The organism is Pseudomonas sp. (assembly GCF_017744435.1).
Lineage (GTDB): Bacteria > Pseudomonadota > Gammaproteobacteria > Pseudomonadales > Pseudomonadaceae > Aquipseudomonas.
Genome location: NZ_JAGIBG010000045.1, coordinates 19,149 through 36,365 on the forward strand (window position 1 = coordinate 19,149; position 17,217 = coordinate 36,365).

At 63.1% G+C, this 17,217-nt stretch carries 20 protein-coding genes; 2 read left to right on the plus strand and 18 right to left on the minus strand.

Annotated elements, in window-relative coordinates; translation table 11 throughout:
- Window positions 1-5: 5 nt before the first annotated feature.
- The 18 genes from J7573_RS23645 to J7573_RS23730 all read right to left on the minus strand — a co-directional run bounded on the left by J7573_RS23645 (window position 6) and on the right by J7573_RS23730 (window position 13,849).
- On the minus strand, window positions 6-485 hold the full coding sequence (locus tag J7573_RS23645) for a lysis system i-spanin subunit Rz (protein ID WP_294340715.1): 480 nt from the start codon (window positions 483-485) through the stop codon (window positions 6-8).
- Complete coding sequence (locus J7573_RS23650) at window positions 479-1,027, minus strand: glycoside hydrolase family 19 protein (RefSeq protein ID WP_294340716.1); 549 nt, start codon at window positions 1,025-1,027, stop codon at window positions 479-481. Before J7573_RS23650 ends, J7573_RS23645 begins: the two co-directional genes overlap by 7 nt.
- A 27-nt stretch (window positions 1,028-1,054) precedes the next feature.
- Window positions 1,055-2,089: a contractile injection system protein, VgrG/Pvc8 family gene (locus tag J7573_RS23655; RefSeq protein ID WP_294340717.1), complete on the minus strand. Its 1,035-nt coding sequence runs from the start codon at window positions 2,087-2,089 to the stop codon at window positions 1,055-1,057.
- Between the two features lie 4 nt (window positions 2,090-2,093).
- Window positions 2,094-2,300 carry a tail protein X gene (locus J7573_RS23660; RefSeq protein ID WP_054885334.1) on the minus strand — a complete coding sequence of 69 codons (207 nt, stop codon included), beginning with the start codon at window positions 2,298-2,300 and terminating at the stop codon, window positions 2,094-2,096.
- Window positions 2,275-3,120, minus strand: coding sequence for a phage tail protein (locus J7573_RS23665; RefSeq protein WP_294340719.1), 846 nt, complete (start codon window positions 3,118-3,120; stop codon window positions 2,275-2,277). The genes J7573_RS23660 and J7573_RS23665 overlap by 26 nt, the downstream gene beginning before the upstream one ends.
- A 9-nt stretch (window positions 3,121-3,129) precedes the next feature.
- The gene (locus tag J7573_RS23670; protein ID WP_294340721.1) at window positions 3,130-4,974 is read right to left on the minus strand and encodes a hypothetical protein; all 1,845 of its coding nucleotides are present in this window, start codon (window positions 4,972-4,974) and stop codon (window positions 3,130-3,132) included.
- 124 nt (window positions 4,975-5,098) lie between these two features.
- Window positions 5,099-5,401: a phage tail assembly protein gene (locus tag J7573_RS23675; protein WP_110639803.1), complete on the minus strand. Its 303-nt coding sequence runs from the start codon at window positions 5,399-5,401 to the stop codon at window positions 5,099-5,101.
- Window positions 5,402-5,411: 10 nt separating this feature from the next.
- Window positions 5,412-5,921 (minus strand): phage major tail tube protein, encoded by a 510-nt coding sequence (locus tag J7573_RS23680; protein ID WP_054885338.1) that lies wholly within the window; start codon window positions 5,919-5,921, stop codon window positions 5,412-5,414.
- 13 nt (window positions 5,922-5,934) lie between these two features.
- On the minus strand, window positions 5,935-7,101 hold the full coding sequence (locus J7573_RS23685) for a phage tail sheath family protein (protein ID WP_294340725.1): 1,167 nt from the start codon (window positions 7,099-7,101) through the stop codon (window positions 5,935-5,937).
- Window positions 7,102-7,185: 84 nt separating this feature from the next.
- Window positions 7,186-7,593, minus strand: coding sequence for a phage tail assembly chaperone (locus tag J7573_RS23690; RefSeq protein ID WP_294340727.1), 408 nt, complete (start codon window positions 7,591-7,593; stop codon window positions 7,186-7,188).
- A 16-nt stretch (window positions 7,594-7,609) separates the two neighbouring features.
- Window positions 7,610-9,349 (minus strand): phage tail protein, encoded by a 1,740-nt coding sequence (locus J7573_RS23695; protein ID WP_294340728.1) that lies wholly within the window; start codon window positions 9,347-9,349, stop codon window positions 7,610-7,612.
- Entirely contained in the window at window positions 9,342-9,950 is a 609-nt protein-coding gene (locus J7573_RS23700; RefSeq protein WP_294340730.1) for a phage tail protein I, read from the minus strand. The genes J7573_RS23695 and J7573_RS23700 overlap by 8 nt, the downstream gene beginning before the upstream one ends.
- Window position 9,951: 1 nt before the next feature.
- Window positions 9,952-10,833, minus strand: coding sequence for a baseplate J/gp47 family protein (locus tag J7573_RS23705; protein ID WP_294340732.1), 882 nt, complete (start codon window positions 10,831-10,833; stop codon window positions 9,952-9,954).
- Window positions 10,830-11,156: a GPW/gp25 family protein gene (locus J7573_RS23710; protein ID WP_294340734.1), complete on the minus strand. Its 327-nt coding sequence runs from the start codon at window positions 11,154-11,156 to the stop codon at window positions 10,830-10,832. Before J7573_RS23710 ends, J7573_RS23705 begins: the two co-directional genes overlap by 4 nt.
- A gap of 72 nt (window positions 11,157-11,228) precedes the next feature.
- Window positions 11,229-11,789, minus strand: coding sequence for a phage baseplate assembly protein V (locus J7573_RS23715; protein ID WP_294340736.1), 561 nt, complete (start codon window positions 11,787-11,789; stop codon window positions 11,229-11,231).
- A complete protein-coding gene (locus J7573_RS23720) occupies window positions 11,786-12,283 on the minus strand; it encodes a hypothetical protein (protein WP_294340738.1) in 498 nt (165 codons plus the stop codon). Before J7573_RS23720 ends, J7573_RS23715 begins: the two co-directional genes overlap by 4 nt.
- An 11-nt stretch (window positions 12,284-12,294) precedes the next feature.
- Window positions 12,295-12,633, minus strand: a complete 339-nt coding sequence (locus tag J7573_RS23725) for a phage holin family protein (RefSeq protein WP_054885346.1) — start codon at window positions 12,631-12,633, stop codon at window positions 12,295-12,297.
- Between the two features lie 478 nt (window positions 12,634-13,111).
- Complete coding sequence (locus J7573_RS23730) at window positions 13,112-13,849, minus strand: S24 family peptidase (RefSeq protein WP_159411766.1); 738 nt, start codon at window positions 13,847-13,849, stop codon at window positions 13,112-13,114.
- Between the two features lie 149 nt (window positions 13,850-13,998).
- Between J7573_RS23730 and mutS the strand changes: the two genes are divergently transcribed.
- The gene (gene mutS, locus J7573_RS23735) at window positions 13,999-16,572 is read left to right on the plus strand and encodes a DNA mismatch repair protein MutS (RefSeq protein WP_110639794.1); all 2,574 of its coding nucleotides are present in this window, start codon (window positions 13,999-14,001) and stop codon (window positions 16,570-16,572) included.
- A 140-nt stretch (window positions 16,573-16,712) separates the two neighbouring features.
- Window positions 16,713-17,036, plus strand: coding sequence for a ferredoxin FdxA (gene fdxA / locus J7573_RS23740; protein ID WP_051097441.1), 324 nt, complete (start codon window positions 16,713-16,715; stop codon window positions 17,034-17,036).
- Window positions 17,037-17,217 lie beyond the last annotated feature (181 nt).

A 17,217-nucleotide genomic window follows, 5' to 3' on the forward strand; every position in this document is an offset into this window, starting at 1 on the left:
AGGGCTCAAGGCCGCAAGGCGCGTACATAATCCTGACAAGCCCGCAACGCCATCAACCCTCGGTCCCCTTCGTCGGTGATGGCGACAATTCGTCGAGCATGCGCCGGCTCAAGTCCGGCGCGTACGGTTGCATGATCCACGCCGCCGGCGCTGGCGGCGGCAGACACTGCGCTGCAGACGGCGTCGCGCTCGACCAGGACCGACAGGCGCAGATCGGCAGTAGCCAGGCGATCACGCAGGCGAACCTGAGACTGTTGCGCATCGGCAAGCTCCTTGAAATGACGGGTTTCACTTTGTTCCAGGCGCTGTTCGAGGGACTGACGCTGCCCCCGCTCGGCGAGCAGCCGGGTGGCCTCGGCATCGGCCTGGGCTTGCGCCTGCTGCGCCAGTTGCCGCCCGTAGCGCCAGCCCTGAACCTGCCAAGCCAGCGCGAAGGACAACAGCAACAGCAGTGCGCCAAGGCCCAGTTGCCAGCGGCTCAACACAACACCTCGCGCGCCCGCGCCCAGAGCTTAAGACGATCCTCCAGCCCATTGAGCCCACCATTGATATGGCGCGTGATGCGGTTGAACTCGTCGCGGTCAGCCAGGGCATTGAGCCCACGCGAGTGCCAGAACCACGCCGCCGACTCGCAGGCCCAGCGCGGTTGCTCCAGCAACTGCGGTTGCGCCAGCAGGCGCTCGTCGCCGAACAGCGCACGGCTGCAGGCCTGATAGTTGTTGCGCCCGGTGACCTGGATCAGGCCGCGCCCGCAGTACAACTGGCCATCGCCATCGGCCTGCGGCGTGTTGCCCAGGCGCAAGGCCAGGCTGCCGGTGTCATAGCGCGCCAGGTAGCGGTCGTTGCCCAGCTCCTTCACATAGCGGAACTGGCCGGACTCATGGCCGACCTGGGCGATGAACGCTGCCACACGCTTGGGGTTGTCGATTTCCCAGCGTGGCAGGGTGACGTTCAGTGCCGAAAGAAAAACGCCCGCGACGGGGCGGGCGCTCGGCAGAATCTGTAGCAATTGCGTTTCAGTGAGCATGTCTGACACTCCTTCCCTGTATCGTCCTCAAGCCTTGATCGCGGCCTGACGGCGGGGCGCTGCGCCCTTGGCCTGTACCTTGCCCGCCTTGCCGCCGTTGCCCTGCACCGTGGTGCGCCAGCCCGAGCGGGTGAACACCTGCTCCACCGAATCGATCTGGTATAGCCCGTCGAGGCCATCGACAAAGCCCTGCAGGTCGATGCTGCGCTCGGCGAACAGGTCGGTGCGCCCGGGCAGGTCGAGGCGCACCTGGGCGGTGCCGCGGTTGAAGCTGGCCAATCGCGCCTTGGCCGCCTGCTCGGCAGCGGCGCGGTTGGGGTACAGGTGACGGTCGGTGTGCACCGGCCGCTGGCCGTCCGCAGCGCCGTCATTGGCCACCTCGACCGTCATCAGCTCACCGCTGGCAGTGTCCTGGTGACGGGTACGCACGGCCTTGCGCGCAGATTTGTCGTCCAGGCGGAAATACCACTGGCTCACATCGCTACGGGCAATAGCGACCACATCCAGGGGTTTGCCGCTGGCGCTCTGCCCGCCCTGGCGCGGCAGCACCAGCAGCTGGCCGTTGGCGAGCTTGGCGGTGCTGTCGTACTGCAGGGCCAGGCGGGTGATGAAGTTGAAATCCGATTCGTTGTACTGATCGACCCGCGGCACCAGGGTGAGCACCGGGCAGATCGCCTGCCAGCCATTGCGTGCGCCGATTTCGGCGACGATGCGCTGCAACGGCACGGCCTCCCAGCTGCCGCTGCGGATGGTCCGGCCAGTCCCACGCAGGTCACTGGCCTTGCCACGGATCACCAGGGTGTCGGGCGGGCCGGACAACTCGACCTCATCGACGGTGTAACGCCCCAGCCGGGTCAACGGCTGGCCGGTGTACCCCAGATGCACCTCGATCAGCGCGCCGCGCGCGGGTAGCGCCAAGGCGCCATCACGCGCGTCGATACGCAATTCGAAGTCGTCCGACTCCATGCCCGGCTTGTCGGTGGTGCGCAGCAACAACAGCCGGTCGTTGATCAGCGCAGTGATGTCCTTGCCGTCGGCCTGGATGCGAAATTGCGGTTGCATGGCATCAGTCCCACAGCTGTACGACGTTGGCCTGCGCCAGCGCCAACATCGGCAAACGAATCATCACCCCGCTGCGAAACGGCTGGGCCTCGTCGGCCAGCCCCTGGTTGGCTTGCAGCACCGCTTCGACACTGCCGTCGAGGTGCCCGTAATAGTGGTGACAGAGGGTATCGAGCACATCGCCCTCAGACGTTTTGCAGGTCTTGTCCATAGCTGACGAACTCCAGTGAGAAACCTTGTTTGCGTGGAATGCCGCCGGCCAGCAAGGCGCCCTGGTCCTCCTCGATGCTGGTCAGGCACCAGGTGCCGAGCACTTCGCCATAACCTGTGGTCAGCGACAGCGGCAGCAGCTGGCGGCCAATGCCGCGCAGGGCTTGCAACTGGCCGAGGCCACCTTTGAAGCCGGGGAATATCGCGCCGTGGATGCTGATGGTTTCTTCGCCCAGGCTAACGGCCTGCTGGGCGTTTTCCCGGTTCAGGCGCTCCTGCCCCGCCCAGCGAAAACGCGTTTGCCGGCGCAGCTGGTCGAAGGCGGCGGTGTCGAGGTTGAAGTAGTAAGGCGCGGCATTGGCCTTCAAGGGTTGCAGCACCAGCAGGTGCGGGAACGGCTTGATCGCTTCTGCCGCCGGCGTGGCCTCGGGCGCGAAGCCAAAGGTCGACAGCACGCCCTTGGCCACCGCTTTCACATCGCCGATCACCCGGCGGATGGCCGCGTCGGCCTTGCCCAGGTGCTCGGCAAAGGCATCGACCTGGTCCCGCACCTTGCGCACCACCTCCAGGGTCTGGTCGTACTTGGCGATCACCTTGTCGACGCGCTGCTTGGCCGAGTCGATGGCGCGCATCGTGCGTTGCAGGCGTTTGCCGATTTCCGGGCCGATCCATGGCAGGGCTTCGAGTTCGGCGGCTGCCTCCTTGGCGTGGCCTACCGCCTGCTGCATCGGGTCGAGCATGGCGTCGGCACGCCGACGCCCCTCCTCGCCCGCCTTGACCAGTGCATGCAAGCCGCCTTGCAACTGTTCCAGGTAGGTCATGAAAACTCCTCATACGTAGATGGGATCAGAAAGCTGTGTAGAGGCATTGCGACTAATCAGCTCTTGCAAGGTGCGTTTCACCATCGCTTCCAGTTGCTGCAGGGTCGCTGGATCATCAAGGCTGCCATTGACCGTTACCGGCATGCTGGTGTTGAAGGTGTAATGCTGATCGATCGGCTGTTGGTCCTTGAGTGAGGGAGTAACCGGGGCAGCAGGATCTGGCAGGACAGTCGATGAAGCAGGAACACGCATGGGTAATGGACGTTCATCCCTTTCTTCACTCGGCTCTACAGATGCAGCAGGCCGTAGCAGCGACACGGGCGCCAACGGCTGCTGCCTTGCTGTCTCAGGCTGACGCGCGGCGGACTGTACCAACAGCCGCCTGGTGATCCGGGCGCCGACCTGCTCATCGACCGACTCCCCTGTCGGCCGGGGAGTGACCGAATGCTTGAGTGGATCCAGCAGTGACACCTGAGGCAATGGGCGCCGTGACACCTGCTGTTGGCGCTCCGCAACCGGTGATGACAGAAGGCGCCTGCCGATGGTCGTGCCCAGTTGAAGTTCGAAGAAGGAGTGGTTCGGTATGGGTGTGACCGGCTGCTTTGCAGGATCAAGAAGAGAAATGGGGGCTAAAGACTTGCGGGCCACCTCATCCTTGGTCAGGCTCCTGACTATCCACCCACCCACTTCGCTTCCGGCCTTGTCACCGATTGCCGATCCAACGGTCATTCCGATAGAAGGGTCAACGAAGGGCAAGAATCGTTTAATGACCAGGCCACCTGCAATCGAGCCGACCGCGCCACCAACCGCTCCGCCATACCCTTTTGCCGCTTCTTCTGCCGTGGTTGCGGTCAGGTAGGTATGGCCCGCCTTGAGGGCCGCCTCCAGCAAGACATTCTTCCCTTCGGACTTGAGAAGCTCGCCAACCGTCCTCCAGGGTGTCGGAGGCTTGCCGATATCGGTAGGCGATGGACCTGCGTCTGCGCCGAGCGGATAAGGCTCATTGGCTGCCGGGCGCCCCTTCCCTAACCATCCCTTGAACTGCCTCATACTCAGCGCCGGTAGACGCCGACCGACATCTTGAATACCTGTAACCGAGCCGAGACTTACACCGGCCAGCATGTCCAGCCCCAGTTTCCCCCACGAGTCGGTATCCTCCGTCCGGGGCGCAATGGTTGCAGTAACAGCCCTTTCACCTGACGCATCCTGAGCAGGATCAGACGCCAGGTATTTACCGGCTGCCGCACCTGCCTTGTCTCCGAAGAAACCACCCAGCACCTTGCCATACCCGACGTTCTTGCCTGCATATTTGCTCAAGGCTGCACCCAAAGCGCTCCCGGCAAGCCCTCCAGCGGCGCCTCCCAAGCCCTCTCCCCACTCCTGGGCTGTCGACGCGGTCGCAGCGGTAGTGCCGACTTTCACTATCGCCTCCAGCCTGCTAGCCCGAAAGGCCGTCTTACCTGCTTCGAGTACTTGCTTGCCGCGATGCAGCCCACGGTCACCCGGGTCAATCGAAGGAGTCGCATCAGCACCAAGTGGGTATTCGTCGATTGTGGTGGACGGGGACCGTCCAACTGGACCAGCCCTGATCGAGAACTGGTCGGCCGCAGCCCCCACTCGGACCTTGCTATCCTCCTTTGATGCTTCATCAGCCGCACCATCGACAGGCTGAGCACTCGGCAGAATTGCCACCTCGGTCTCCGTATGTTGAGGCGGTCCTTGCCTCATTGCCTGCAGAACGCGCCCAAGTACCCGGTTCTGATGACTGAACACTTGGGTCAGGCTGACTTGATCGCGCTCAGGATCGGAGCGCGGCTGTTGCAATACATGCGTCGCCGCAGATCTGTCCGCCATCCTTATCTCCCTTTACTCGGTGAGCCACCAGACCATGTCGCCATACGACATGGTCATGATTTCGCTCGCGGAAAAGTTCAGTTCCTTAGCCAGCCGCCTGGCGGCGGCCTTCTGCCGGGCCGGGTCAAAGTTCGTCGTCCTGCACCAGGCGAAAATAGCCACTCTGCAAACGGCTATAGTCCTTCAGGGCAAGGCCTTCGAGGTCCTTGATACCGACCTCGGCCAGCGACGCGAACAGGTTCAGCTCGCGCTGCTCGTCGTCGACGCCGCCACCGGCCTGGGCATTGCGGATATCGCGCACGGTCGGTGCGCGCAGCGACAGGCTGTCGACCTGCACACCGTTGGCTTCGCTGGGTCGCGACAGTCGTACGCTGACGCGGTCGGCACTCAGGGTCAGCCACTGTGGCTGCTTTTTCGCTTGAGCCATGGTCGCCCCCTTACAAGCCGAGCGCGGCGCGCTGGGCGGCCAGTTGATCAACGCCATCGATCACGCGCTTCATGCCCAGTGCGTCGATCTCGTAGAGCAGGCGACCGTCGACTTCCAGCTTGTAGTAGCTCAGGCCGACGCTGTGCTTGATCTCGGCCTTGTCGCCAGACTTCCAGTCACCCATGTCGATTTCCTTGAGAGTGCCGCGCAGGGTCACCACCACCGGGGTGATGTTGCCCTTGAGGCCCTTGAAAGCGCCGCGGAAGGTGCCGTTGAAGCCGCTGCCATCGGCCAGGCCGAAGAATTTCAGCGCTTCACGGCGCACGCCGGTGGTGGTGAAGGCCGCTTCCTGCTTCTCCATGCCCAGGTCCATCTCGACCGGCATGTCCATGCCGCCGGGGCGGTGTTCTTCCATCTTCAGGGTGAGTTTGGGCAGGGTCAGGCTGGGTACATCGCCCTGGAAGCTGACGCCATCGACGAACAGGTTCAGGTTGGCCAGGGTTTCGGGAATCATTGCCATGTAAGTGCGCTCCTTAAGCAGCGGAATCGAGGACTTCGGTCAGCCACTGGTTGGTGACTTCAACGCGGAAATTGGGGTTTTCGGCAGGCGGCACGTCGGTGAAGCGGATGTTCCAGTACACCTTGCCCTGCTCCAGCTGACTGGCGGTGTTCAGCTCCGGGTCGGCGAAGACCTCGAAGTTGATAATCGCGCCCTGGTTCTTCAGGTCGCGCATGAAGGCCTGCAGGCCCTCGGTGACGTCCTTGACGTAGGTGGCGGTGATGGCGCGGTCGACGGCCCATTTGTGGCCGTAGAGGATCGCGTCCATGACGATGTCCATGGTCCGCACACGGGTGACAAAGGCCCATTTCGGGTCGCTGGACAGAGTGCGGTTGCCCCACAGTCGGAAGCCGTCGTCGCGGATGATGGTGGCGATGTTGGCGTTGTTCAGCAGGTTGGCGCGGCAGCTGTCGTCGCCATCGAGGAACTCCACCGGGCGGGTGGTGCCGGTGATGCCGACGAACTCCTTGTTAGACGGCGAGGCCCAGAAGCCGTATTCGCTGTCGGTCCAGGCGAACAGGCCGGCGACCCAGGCCGAGCCCGGCGCATCGACGGTGGCCTCCTCGCCGTTATCGAAGTACTGCACGCCCGGGTCGACCAGGAAGGCGCGCTTGGCACCGAAGTTCTTGGCGTAGTCGATGGCTGCCTCATCGGTGGTGTTGGGGCCGTCGATGATGGCGATGCCGCGCAGCTTGTCGGCCAGGGCTACCAGAGCGGTACCGACCGCCTGGGTGGCGCTGTGTCGCGGGGCTGCCAGCAGGCGTGGCTGGGCGTTGAAACGGCTCTTGCCATCGAGCAGCGCCTGCAGGCCGGTGCGCTTGCCGTCGGCCTGTACGCTGCCGATGATCGCGGCGGTCTGCTCGGCGGCATCTTCGAGTTTGGCTACACCGCAGGCGACGATGACCGCCTTGGCACGGGTGTAGATGGCCCGGCAGGCCTTGGTGATGGCGGCGTTTTCGCCGAAGGCGGCGACAGCTTCACGTTCGCTGGTGATCAGGACCAGGTCGTTGGCCTTGGCCGTGGCGCCAGCACCTTCGGTGAAGGTGTCGACCAGGCCGACGATCGAGGAAGAAGGCAGCGCGATGCTGCGGGCGCCGGTGTCGATGTTGGTTACGGTGACGCCGTGGAAGAATCCAGCCATGTTTACTCCAAATATGAAAAGGCCCTGCAATGCAGGGCCAAGTGGTACAGCGGAAAAGAAGACGCCCCGTCAATGCGGGGCGCCTTAGGTTTGTTCAGGGAACCAGACCGGGGCCGTGGGGCGCTGGGAAGTGTCTGGGAAAGAGGCCGACTGAGGCCAGTCGCGCAGCTTCTGGATATGCTCCAGCAGCTCTACGTAGCGCTCAGGGGAGAGGGTCGTGGGTATCAATAGCTCTTGCTCGTCGCGGTGACGGTCGCGTACCGCGCAAGGCTTAATCAGTGCAGCGTCGCGCCAAACGCGCTCTGTTGCAGGATTTACATTGAGTTCAGGATCTTTCAGCGAGGGCGGTGAAGTACTCCAATTAATCCATTTACCCGATGCCTCACCTGCTAAAAGCTTCTGATGAACATCGTCACCAATTGATTTTGAGCCTTCTGGCCTGTTCTCCTCACTCCAGAAACCCTTCACATCTCTCGCTACATAAACTGTCATTCTGCCCACCTGATTGTCAGTAGCCTATAGCTCGCCATTTAACGGTACGGCCATGGTATGGATAGTTATCCATGATCGCCTGTCCTTCAAAGCCCACTTTCGTAGGTTGACCGGCGTGTATTTGTTGCTTGCACAGCCGGTAGTCGGGGCTTGCGTCGTAGTCAACGATACCTACTCCAATACTGGTCTGCAGATTCAGGCAAGCGTTAGGAAATGCAAGTGGGAAGGTCACGTTCACCTGCTGGGTATCTATGGGTGCCGGCATAATCACCGCCCCCCACTGCTCCAACATGCCGCTAGGGGAAAACGCATAGCCGAAAGTATTTGTGAGTTTATTCCACGGCACCTTCAAGTAGTCCACACCGCTTCCATGCATGATCCATATGCCTGAACCGATATGTAGTAAATCGACATAGGTATCGGGAGGTATCGTTCGGGCGGAGTTTGACGCTGCATACGCACTGCCTTCCTGCAGCTTATCGTTGCCCTGTGGCGTGATCTGGAGACGCCCGGAAGACCAGTTTTGCACCCTGACAACCGCGCCCATGGAGGCACCGGTGGTTACAGAATTCGGAACGCTATAGGCCATCTGCGCATCGCCAAAGAAATGCACCACCCCACCAATGTGCGCAATGGTGCCGGCATATGTCCCGGCCTGACTTGTCGCGGCAAAGGTGTTGAACTGCATACCCCTCGACTGTACGAAATCTGTAGTCGCCAATGTCGTGTCGGCGGTAAATCTGGGCCGCGTCGGCGCCGTTGGCACCCCGGTAAGCACCGGACTCGCCAAAGGCGCCTTGAGTGCCAGTGCCTGATCCAGTTCGGTTTTGGTGTACACATCGGTGAGGCCGTATCCCGCCACGGAGTTAGGATTGGTTGCAGCAGTTATCCGGCCATAAGCATCCACCGACACACTGCGATACGTTCCCACGGCTATACCGGTGCGCCCAAAGGCCATTTCATACGCAAGAGCAGTGACACCGAGACTGATGGGTGCATCGGTCACAAGCTGCCACGCACTGTCACCGTTGACCGTCCCTCGCTCGACTAGCACGAGCATGCCTGGGGTCACCTTTTCACTGTTATCCGCATCAGCGCAACGGGTCCATGCGCCGCTTGCCACCACCAGATACAGGCCATTGTCCTTGGCTGCGGTCTGACTTTTAACCAATACCCGCGCACCAGCCGTCAGCGCCACACCATCGACGGTCTGCAATCCGGACAAGGCAATGTTCACCGTAGTCGCCGCCAGCACCGAATGCTTGAAGTCCTGCCTGGCCAACTCTTCGGTAACCCACTCCCGAGTAGCCAGCACCACCGCCGGATCGATCTTCAACTGCACATTGCTGGCACTGCTGACCACCAGGTTCATCCGCACCACCTGGGTGCGCCCCGAGCCCTGGCTCAACAACGGTTTATAGGTCGGCGCACAGTTGGCCACGGCCACCATGTCGCCATCGGCATCGTAAAGCGCAATCTCGCGAATCCACTTGCCGCCGACATCAGCCGGAATGACCTGTTCGGCAATGATGATCGCGCTGTTCTTGTCATCCACTTTCAGCTGGTTCAGCGGCGCACGACGCCATTCATTGATCAGGCTGGTCTGGGTGGCGTTGGGGGTGGGGTCGGAGCCGTTGGCGTCGCCGACACCCATCTGGGTGATTTTCCAGGCAATGCCCAAGGCATCGGCATTGGCCTGTTTCGCCGCGCCCACATTGGTGAGGATGGCGTAGAACTGAGAAGTCTGGTCAACCATGTGCAATGTCCAAGGTATCGATTGTATGTTCGCGGCCGCCCCGGCCCACCACGCCCATGACCTCGATGTCACGTGGCGTCAGCGGGTAGATGTCCAGTTCGTCGCCGTCCTGGATCGCGCAGCCGACATGAAGGGCGCCTCGGCTTTCGAGGCTGATCACCAGCCCGGTCAGGTGGCGGCTGACTGGCCGGGCGTCATCGATCAGCGATGACAGTTCCTGGTAGGTGCTTTCGCTGATGCCGGCATCGGAAACGCCGATCTTCAGGGCGAAGGTGCCCACCTGTGCGGGGGGAGTTGCCTGCCACCACTCCTGCACTTCGATCAGGTAGCCAAACGGCTCGACCACCCGCCGCAGCGCGCCCAGGGTGCCCTTGTGGGCATGGACGAAGAACGCGGCGCGGATCACCGAACGCTTGATCTCATCGCTCCAGCTGTCCTCCCAGCGATCCACTGACCAGGCCCAGGCCAGGTGATAAAGCAGGTGCGCGGGGCAGCTGTCCGGGCTGTAGAGCCGACGCAGGCTGACTTTCAGGTCCTCATCGGCCGCCACTTCGATGGCCCGCTCCAGCGCCGTGCGGTTGAGCGGCAACAGGCTCTGCATGTCAGCCACCCCGCTTCAAGGTGAAACCGCTGCACCAAGCCGCCTGTGCCTTGCTCGGGCGAATGTCGGCCCAACCGCTCAGCTCGACGCGACTGACACCGTCAATATGCAGCTGGGCATCGATGCCTGAGCGGGCTACTTCCACACCCAGCCGTCGCCGCGGGTTGATCCAGGCCTCCAGGCGGCGCTGGCATTCGCTAAGGATCGCCTCGTACTCCGGGCCGCTGTCGGCCAGGTACAGCACGGCATCGATGCGATAGGGCAAGATCTCGGCACTGCGCACATTGACCCGATCGGCCACCGGGCGGATATCGTCGTCGTTGAGATACGCGGCCACCTGCGCCAGCAGCTCTGCGCTGGCCACGCCGTTGTCCTCCAGGCCCAGCACGGTGACATCCACCACGGCCGGCGACGGGCTTTCGGCGGTGGCGTCAGCCACCTGCCCCGAAGCGTTGCGGGCATGCAGGATGTAACTGTTGCGTGGGCCTGCAGTGGTCAGGCCTTCGTAGACCAGTTGCACCCGCTCGCGCAGGGCATCGTCCGACTCCAGCAAGGCCTCGACGGGCGGGACGCTGGCCAGGTCCTCGGCCTGGATCACCAGGCGCTGCAGGCTGACGTTGGCCGCCAGCTGGTCCAGATCACTGCCCTGGGCGTAGGCCAGCAGCAACGCCTTGGCGGCGTCGTTGATGCGGGCCCGGTTGAGCAGCTTGCGGTAGGCACCGACCTCGAGCAGCTTGGTGACGGGGTCGCTCTCCAGGTTGGCGGTCCAGGCGTCGCCCAGGTAGTCGCGGAAGGTCTCCAGATCGGCCTGGTAGAGCGTTTCGTAGTCGAGGTCTTCCAGCAGCTGTGGTGCTGGCAGTTTCGATAGGTCGACCTGGCTCATACGCTCACCTCCACCATGGCGTCGTCGCCCAGGTAGCGGCCACTCAAGGCCAGGCTGACCTGGCCGTCGAGCACGGCGACGACCTTGACCCGCTCCAGTTGCAAACGCGGCTCCCAACGGCCCAGTGCGCGGGCCACTTCGGCCTGCACGGCACTCTTCCAGCCCTCATTGACCGGCAGGTCGACGAAGCGCCGCAACTGGCTGCCGTACTCCGGGCGCATGCGTCGGCTGCCCAGCGGCGTGGTAAGGACGTCTTCGATGGACTGGCGCAAATGATCGATGCCGACCAGCGGCTGGCCGCTGCGGCGGTCCATGCCGATCATGGTGCACCGCCCTGCTCATGGGTATGCATGGCATTCTCCTGATATGAAAAAGCCCGCATCGGCGGGCTTGATTCAATGTTTGTGATTGGCCGTGTTGCCGGCGGTATCGATGATCCGCCCACCGCCGTTGATGTCGCCGCTGACCTGCAGTGGGCCGTCGACCGTGACCTTGCCAGTGAGGTTGATCGCTGCTGCCTGCAGGCTGATCGCAGCCTCGCTGACTTGCACAGTGCTGGCGCCGACCTTGATCGTCGCGCTGCCGCCAGGCAGCTCGATGTCGTAGTGGCTGGCCTGCCAGTCGTAGCTGAGCGAACCGCCATCGGCGAAGCGCCAGACTTCGGCATGCTCGCGGGTATCCGGCGCACTGCCGGCATTGCCATACAGGCCGGGCAAAAACGTACCTTGGGCCGGCTCGCCGCTGGGACTGAGCAGCACGCCCTGCTCGCCCAGGCTCGGGGCGCGCCAATGCCGCGCCTGGCCAGCAGCCTGGGCGTGCCAGCGCAGCCAGGCGCTGGTCCAGCCGCTACCGTCAGACACCCGCACCCGGGCGGCGGCAAGGTCCACCGCCACCACCCGGCAGGGAATGACCAGGCACGCCAGCATGCGGTCATGCATGGCGCTGACGTAGCTCATGACAGGTCCTCCGGGGCGATGTACTGCGCTTCATTGCCCAAGCCGATATCGGGCGCAAAACCCAGCACCAGGCTACCGGGCGGCTGGTCCGGCCAGTTCCAGCGTGCCTCGCCAAGCAGTACCGGCTGGTCCCAGCGCACGGTCCAGGCGCTGCCCTCGAACTGCGCCTGCACGTTGCGGCTGGCCTCGACGAAGTCCAGTGCCCAATGCTGCTGACGCAACAGGTCCATCAGTTGCGCGGCAAGCAGGCTGCCTTGCAGTCGCGCTTCGGGGTTGGCGCTGTCGGCGGTGATATCCGCCTCGAAGGTGGCGATCAACACCGAGCGGCCATCGCGCGGTGCTGCATCTGCCGTCATTTGCACGATGCCGTGGCGCAACGACGGTCGTTCCGGGGCATTTCCTACTGCGGTATAGGCATCGACTGATGCCAGTTCCGGCATCGCCTCACAAATGGTTGCGGTCACGGCCGCATGCAAAGTGGCCAGTTCGCTCATGCATATTCTCCTTATCGCTCGTCGGCCTGGGTGCTGTCGCGCAAGCCCAGGCGCCGGATCGCCCAGCGTTCGTACAGGCGCATGGCGACATCGGCTCCGCCAACTGCGGTCATGCAGCCCAATGCACTGGCCGCCCAGATCGACAGGCCGCCGGCATACAGCAGCATCACCGTCGACACGCCACAGACCATGCAAGCCCCGGAGCGCAGTGCCAGCCGTCGCAGCAGCGACCAGCCCGTGGCCCCGGCCTTGTCGGCCCGCCACATCTCGCCGCTCAGGCCGCCCAGCAATGCCAGGACGATTACCAGCCAGAGCGGCATCTCCAGCAACGCTTGTTGCTCGTTCGTCACTGTCCTGTCTCCTGTGTAAGGCCTGTTGGCGGGGCCAACAGGCGGGTTGTGGGTACTCTGCATATTTCAAAAGCCTCGGCATTCCAAAAAGCCCGGCTCGCCAGGCTCTTCAGTAATGCGTTGTCGAACCGCCGGCCACGTCTGGTGACGCCGCGCGGTTCCGCTACAAATTGGTGACTCCGACCGCGGCCGCCTGCCCGCCGGATAACTGTTCGCGGTGCTTTACGCTGCACACCCGGGCCAGTTGCCAACCCTCTGGACAGTTGAGGCCTGTCCATCGCTGCCTGTGTAACAACCGGTTTCCGTCCGGCTTGAGACACAGGCTATGCATTTATGCATATGCAGTCAATGCATTTCTTCAAATTTCTATGCGTCGGATTTTGCTGATATGCATGCAGGCTATGCGTGGCCTGGTGTGTAGGGATTTTCTGCAGGCGAAAAAAAACCCGCCGAAGCGGGTTTCTTGGGAGCGGGGTCGTCAGCGAGCGTACATGCCCCACCAGAACACATGCCCAAGCAGGCTGATCTGCTCGTCCTGCATCTGCTGGAAGCTGTAGTCCTCATCGGGGTGTTCATCGCGGTTGAAACTGCGCAAGCGGATGCCGGTAGGCAAGCGATACACCTGCTTCACCCGCAGCTGGCCATTATGGTTGATGGCGTAGAGGTCGCCATCGATGATATCGCCGATCGAGCATTTGCCGGTGTTCACGCCGACCGTCGCACCATCGCGCAGCACCGGCAGCATGCTGTTGCCACGCACGGTCACGCACTTGGCCTGGTCAAACTGCACGCCATTGTGACGCAGGCTGCGCTTGCCGAAACGCAGGCGCGCACGCTCGCTCTCTTCGATGACGAATCTTCCTGATCCTGCTGCCAATTCGACCTCGCGAAGGAAAGGTACCGACACCTCGTCATCCTCGACGGGGGTTTCATCGTCCCACAGGCTGATGTCGCTGAGGTCCGCATGGCCGTGGGCCGGCAACGCGGTTTCGCGCGACTCGCCGAGCTCGGCACGGCCGCGCAACTGCTCGGTGCTCACGCCGAAGTAGTCGGCGATCTTCGACACATGCTTGTCGGAAGGGTCGACGATCTTGCCGCCAAGAATCCGCGACAAGGTGGATTGAGGGACACCCGTGCGCCGGTACAGCTCCGTCGGGGACAGGCCGTGGCGGTCGAGCAGTTCTCTGAGTACGGTGGCTACGTTGCGTTTTTGCATAGCGTGCATAATGCAGGCATGCGCCGGCAAATGCAATGCGCCTGGCTGCGCGCGCATGCCCCATGGCCCGCGCCTGCATCTGGTTGAAAAAGCCTGTACCATTGCCGGTTTCACAATCGCCAACCAGATCACCCGCTGTAAGGCCCTGAATGTCTGATCTTTCCGCACACACCCCAATGATGCAGCAGTACTGGAAGCTGAAAAACCAGCACCCGGACCAGCTGATGTTCTACCGCATGGGCGACTTCTACGAAATCTTCTACGAAGATGCGAAGAAAGCCGCGAAACTGCTGGACATCACCCTGACCGCACGCGGTCAATCGGCCGGCCAGTCGATCCCCATGTGCGGGATTCCGTTCCATTCGCTGGAGGGCTACCTGGCCAAGCTGGTCAAGCTCGGCGAGTCGGTGGTGATCTGCGAACAGATCGGCGACCCGGCCACCAGCAAGGGCCCGGTAGAACGCCAGGTGGTGCGCATCATCACCCCCGGCACGGTCAGTGACGAGGCCTTGCTCGACGAGCGCCGCGACAACCTGATCGCCGCCCTGCTCGGTGACGAACGCCTGTTTGGCCTGGCGGTACTGGACATCACCAGCGGCAACTTCAGCGTGCAGGAGATCAAGGGCTGGGAAAACCTGCTGGCCGAGCTCGAGCGCCTGAACCCGGTAGAGCTGCTGATCCCCGACGACTGGCCACGCGACCTGCCCGCCGAGAAGCGCCCGGGTGCCCGTCGCCGCGCGCCGTGGGACTTCGACCGCGATTCGGCGCGCAAGGCCCTGTGCCAGCAGTTCGCGACCAAAGACCTCAAGGGCTTTGGTTGTGACAAGCTGACCCTGGCCATCGGCGCCGCCGGCTGCCTGCTGACCTACGCCAAGGAAACCCAGCGCACGGCCCTGCCGCACCTGCGCAGCCTGCGCCACGAGCGCCTGGACGACACGGTGATCCTCGACGGCGCCAGCCGCCGTAACCTGGAACTGGACGTCAACCTGGCCGGTGGCCGCGACAACACCCTGCAGTCGGTGATCGACCGTTGCCAGACCGCCATGGCCAGCCGCCTGCTGACCCGCTGGCTGAACCGCCCGCTGCGCGACCTCAAGGTGCTGCAGGCACGTCAGGACTCGATCCGCTGCCTGCTCGACGGCTACCGCTTCGAAAAGCTGCAGCCGCAGCTCAAGGAAATCGGCGATATCGAACGGATCCTCGCCCGTATCGGCCTGCGCAATGCCCGCCCGCGTGACCTGGCGCGCCTGCGCGATGCCCTCGGCGCCCTGCCCGAGCTGCAGAACGCCATGAGCGAGCTGGAAGCGCCGCACCTGGCGCGCCTGGCCGCCATTACCGGCACCTACCCGGAGCTGGCCAGCCTGCTGGAACGCGCAATCATCGACAACCCGCCAGCGGTCATCCGCGACGGCGGCGTACTCAAGGCCGGCTACGACAGCGAGCTGGACGAACTGCTGGCGATCAGCGAGAACGCCGGCCAGTTCCTCATCGACCTGGAAACCCGCGAGAAGGCCCGCACCGGCCTGGCCAACCTCAAGGTCGGCTACAACCGTGTGCACGGCTACTTCATCGAGCTGCCGACCAAGCAGGCCGAGCAGGCACCGGGCGACTATATCCGCCGCCAGACCCTCAAGGGCGCCGAACGTTTCATCACGCCCGAGCTCAAGGCCTTCGAGGACAAGGCGCTGTCAGCCAAGAGCCGCGCCCTGGCGCGCGAGAAGATGCTCTACGACGCGCTGCTGGAAACCCTCATCAGCCACCTGGCTCCTCTGCAGGACAGCGCCGCCGCGCTGGCCGAGATCGACGTGCTGAGCAACCTTGCCGAGCGTGCGCTGAACCTCGACCTGAATTGCCCGCGCTTCACCGACGAGCCGTGCCTGCGCATCGAGCAGGGCCGCCACCCGGTGGTCGAGCAGGTGCTGACCACACCGTTCGTGGCCAACGACCTGGGCCTGGACAACAGCACGCGCATGCTGATCATCACCGGCCCGAACATGGGCGGTAAGTCCACCTACATGCGCCAGACCGCCCTGATCGTGCTGATGGCGCACATTGGCAGCTTCGTCCCGGCGGCCAGCTGCGAGCTGTCGCTGGTCGACCGCATTTTCACCCGTATCGGCTCCAGCGACGACCTGGCCGGCGGGCGTTCGACCTTCATGGTCGAGATGAGTGAAACCGCCAATATCCTGCACAACGCGACCGACCGCAGCTTGGTGCTGATGGACGAAGTCGGCCGCGGCACCAGTACCTTCGACGGCCTGTCGCTGGCCTGGGCCGCCGCCGAGCGCCTGGCCGAGCTGCGTGCCTACACCCTGTTCGCCACCCACTACTTCGAGCTGACCGTGCTGCCGGAGAGTGAACCGCTGGTGGCCAACGTGCACCTGAACGCCACCGAGCACAACGAGCGTATCGTCTTCCTGCACCACGTGCTGCCTGGCCCTGCCAGCCAGAGCTACGGCCTGGCCGTGGCGCAGCTGGCGGGCGTGCCGGCGCCAGTGATCCTGCGCGCACGCGAGCACCTGGGCCGGCTGGAAACCACCAGCCTGCCCCATGAAGCACCGGTGACCAAGAAGGCCAAGGACGAGCCGCAAGTCCCCCACCAGAGCGACCTGTTCGCCAGCCTGCCACACCCGGCCATCGAGAAGCTGGGCAAGCTGGACCTGGATGACATGACCCCGCGTCAAGCTATCGAAATGCTATATCAACTAAAGAACCTGTTATAACGGCGCCCACTACAAGCTGGTAGAATCCGCCGCGGTTTGCTGGTGCTGCAGGTTATTAGCCTGGCCTGCAGCCACATGCCCGTAAACCGCGCGGCCCTGAGAGGAAGGGCCGCCGCCGTCGCCTGAGGAGAGAACTAGAAATGACCTTCGTCGTCACCGACAACTGCATCAAATGCAAATACACCGACTGCGTGGAAGTCTGTCCGGTGGACTGCTTCTACGAAGGCCCGAACTTCCTGGTGATTCACCCGGACGAGTGCATCGACTGTGCACTGTGCGAGCCTGAGTGCCCGGCCCAGGCGATCTTCTCGGAAGACGAGATCCCTGCTGGCATGGAAAACTTCATCGAGCTCAACGCCGAGCTGGCGGAAATCTGGCCGAACATCACCGAGCGTAAGGACGCCCTGCCTGACGCTGAAGAGTGGGACGGCAAGACCGGCAAGATCGCCGATCTGGAGCGCTAAGCGCCCGAACACGAAAAAGGCCCGCAACGGGCCTTTTTTCATTTTCTGCGGGCAAAAAAAAGGGGCGGTTTGACCCGCCCACATTATTTCCGTAGTCCCTGCTTGTCCCAAACATCATCCTGATGAAATCGCTTCTTGCGATGTCCCTGGCCTTCTCCCTGAAAGCCTGTGCATGTCCGTG

Coding starts and splice junctions, on each gene's coding strand:
- J7573_RS23670 (WP_294340721.1), bottom strand. CDS start 4,974: ATGGCGGACAGATCTGCGGCGACGCATGTATTGCAACAGCCGCGCTCC.
- J7573_RS23675 (WP_110639803.1), bottom strand. CDS start 5,401: ATGGCTCAAGCGAAAAAGCAGCCACAGTGGCTGACCCTGAGTGCCGAC.
- mutS (WP_110639794.1), top strand. CDS start 13,999: ATGTCTGATCTTTCCGCACACACCCCAATGATGCAGCAGTACTGGAAG.
- fdxA (WP_051097441.1), top strand. CDS start 16,713: ATGACCTTCGTCGTCACCGACAACTGCATCAAATGCAAATACACCGAC.
- J7573_RS23665 (WP_294340719.1), bottom strand. CDS start 3,120: ATGACCTACCTGGAACAGTTGCAAGGCGGCTTGCATGCACTGGTCAAG.
- J7573_RS23680 (WP_054885338.1), bottom strand. CDS start 5,921: ATGGCAATGATTCCCGAAACCCTGGCCAACCTGAACCTGTTCGTCGAT.
- J7573_RS23655 (WP_294340717.1), bottom strand. CDS start 2,089: ATGCAACCGCAATTTCGCATCCAGGCCGACGGCAAGGACATCACTGCG.
- J7573_RS23730 (WP_159411766.1), bottom strand. CDS start 13,849: ATGCAAAAACGCAACGTAGCCACCGTACTCAGAGAACTGCTCGACCGC.
- J7573_RS23715 (WP_294340736.1), bottom strand. CDS start 11,789: ATGAGCTACGTCAGCGCCATGCATGACCGCATGCTGGCGTGCCTGGTC.
- J7573_RS23650 (WP_294340716.1), bottom strand. CDS start 1,027: ATGCTCACTGAAACGCAATTGCTACAGATTCTGCCGAGCGCCCGCCCC.
- J7573_RS23700 (WP_294340730.1), bottom strand. CDS start 9,950: ATGCAGAGCCTGTTGCCGCTCAACCGCACGGCGCTGGAGCGGGCCATC.
- J7573_RS23685 (WP_294340725.1), bottom strand. CDS start 7,101: ATGGCTGGATTCTTCCACGGCGTCACCGTAACCAACATCGACACCGGC.
- J7573_RS23720 (WP_294340738.1), bottom strand. CDS start 12,283: ATGAGCGAACTGGCCACTTTGCATGCGGCCGTGACCGCAACCATTTGT.
- J7573_RS23690 (WP_294340727.1), bottom strand. CDS start 7,593: ATGACAGTTTATGTAGCGAGAGATGTGAAGGGTTTCTGGAGTGAGGAG.
- J7573_RS23695 (WP_294340728.1), bottom strand. CDS start 9,349: ATGGTTGACCAGACTTCTCAGTTCTACGCCATCCTCACCAATGTGGGC.
- J7573_RS23660 (WP_054885334.1), bottom strand. CDS start 2,300: ATGGACAAGACCTGCAAAACGTCTGAGGGCGATGTGCTCGATACCCTC.
- J7573_RS23710 (WP_294340734.1), bottom strand. CDS start 11,156: ATGATCGGCATGGACCGCCGCAGCGGCCAGCCGCTGGTCGGCATCGAT.
- J7573_RS23705 (WP_294340732.1), bottom strand. CDS start 10,833: ATGAGCCAGGTCGACCTATCGAAACTGCCAGCACCACAGCTGCTGGAA.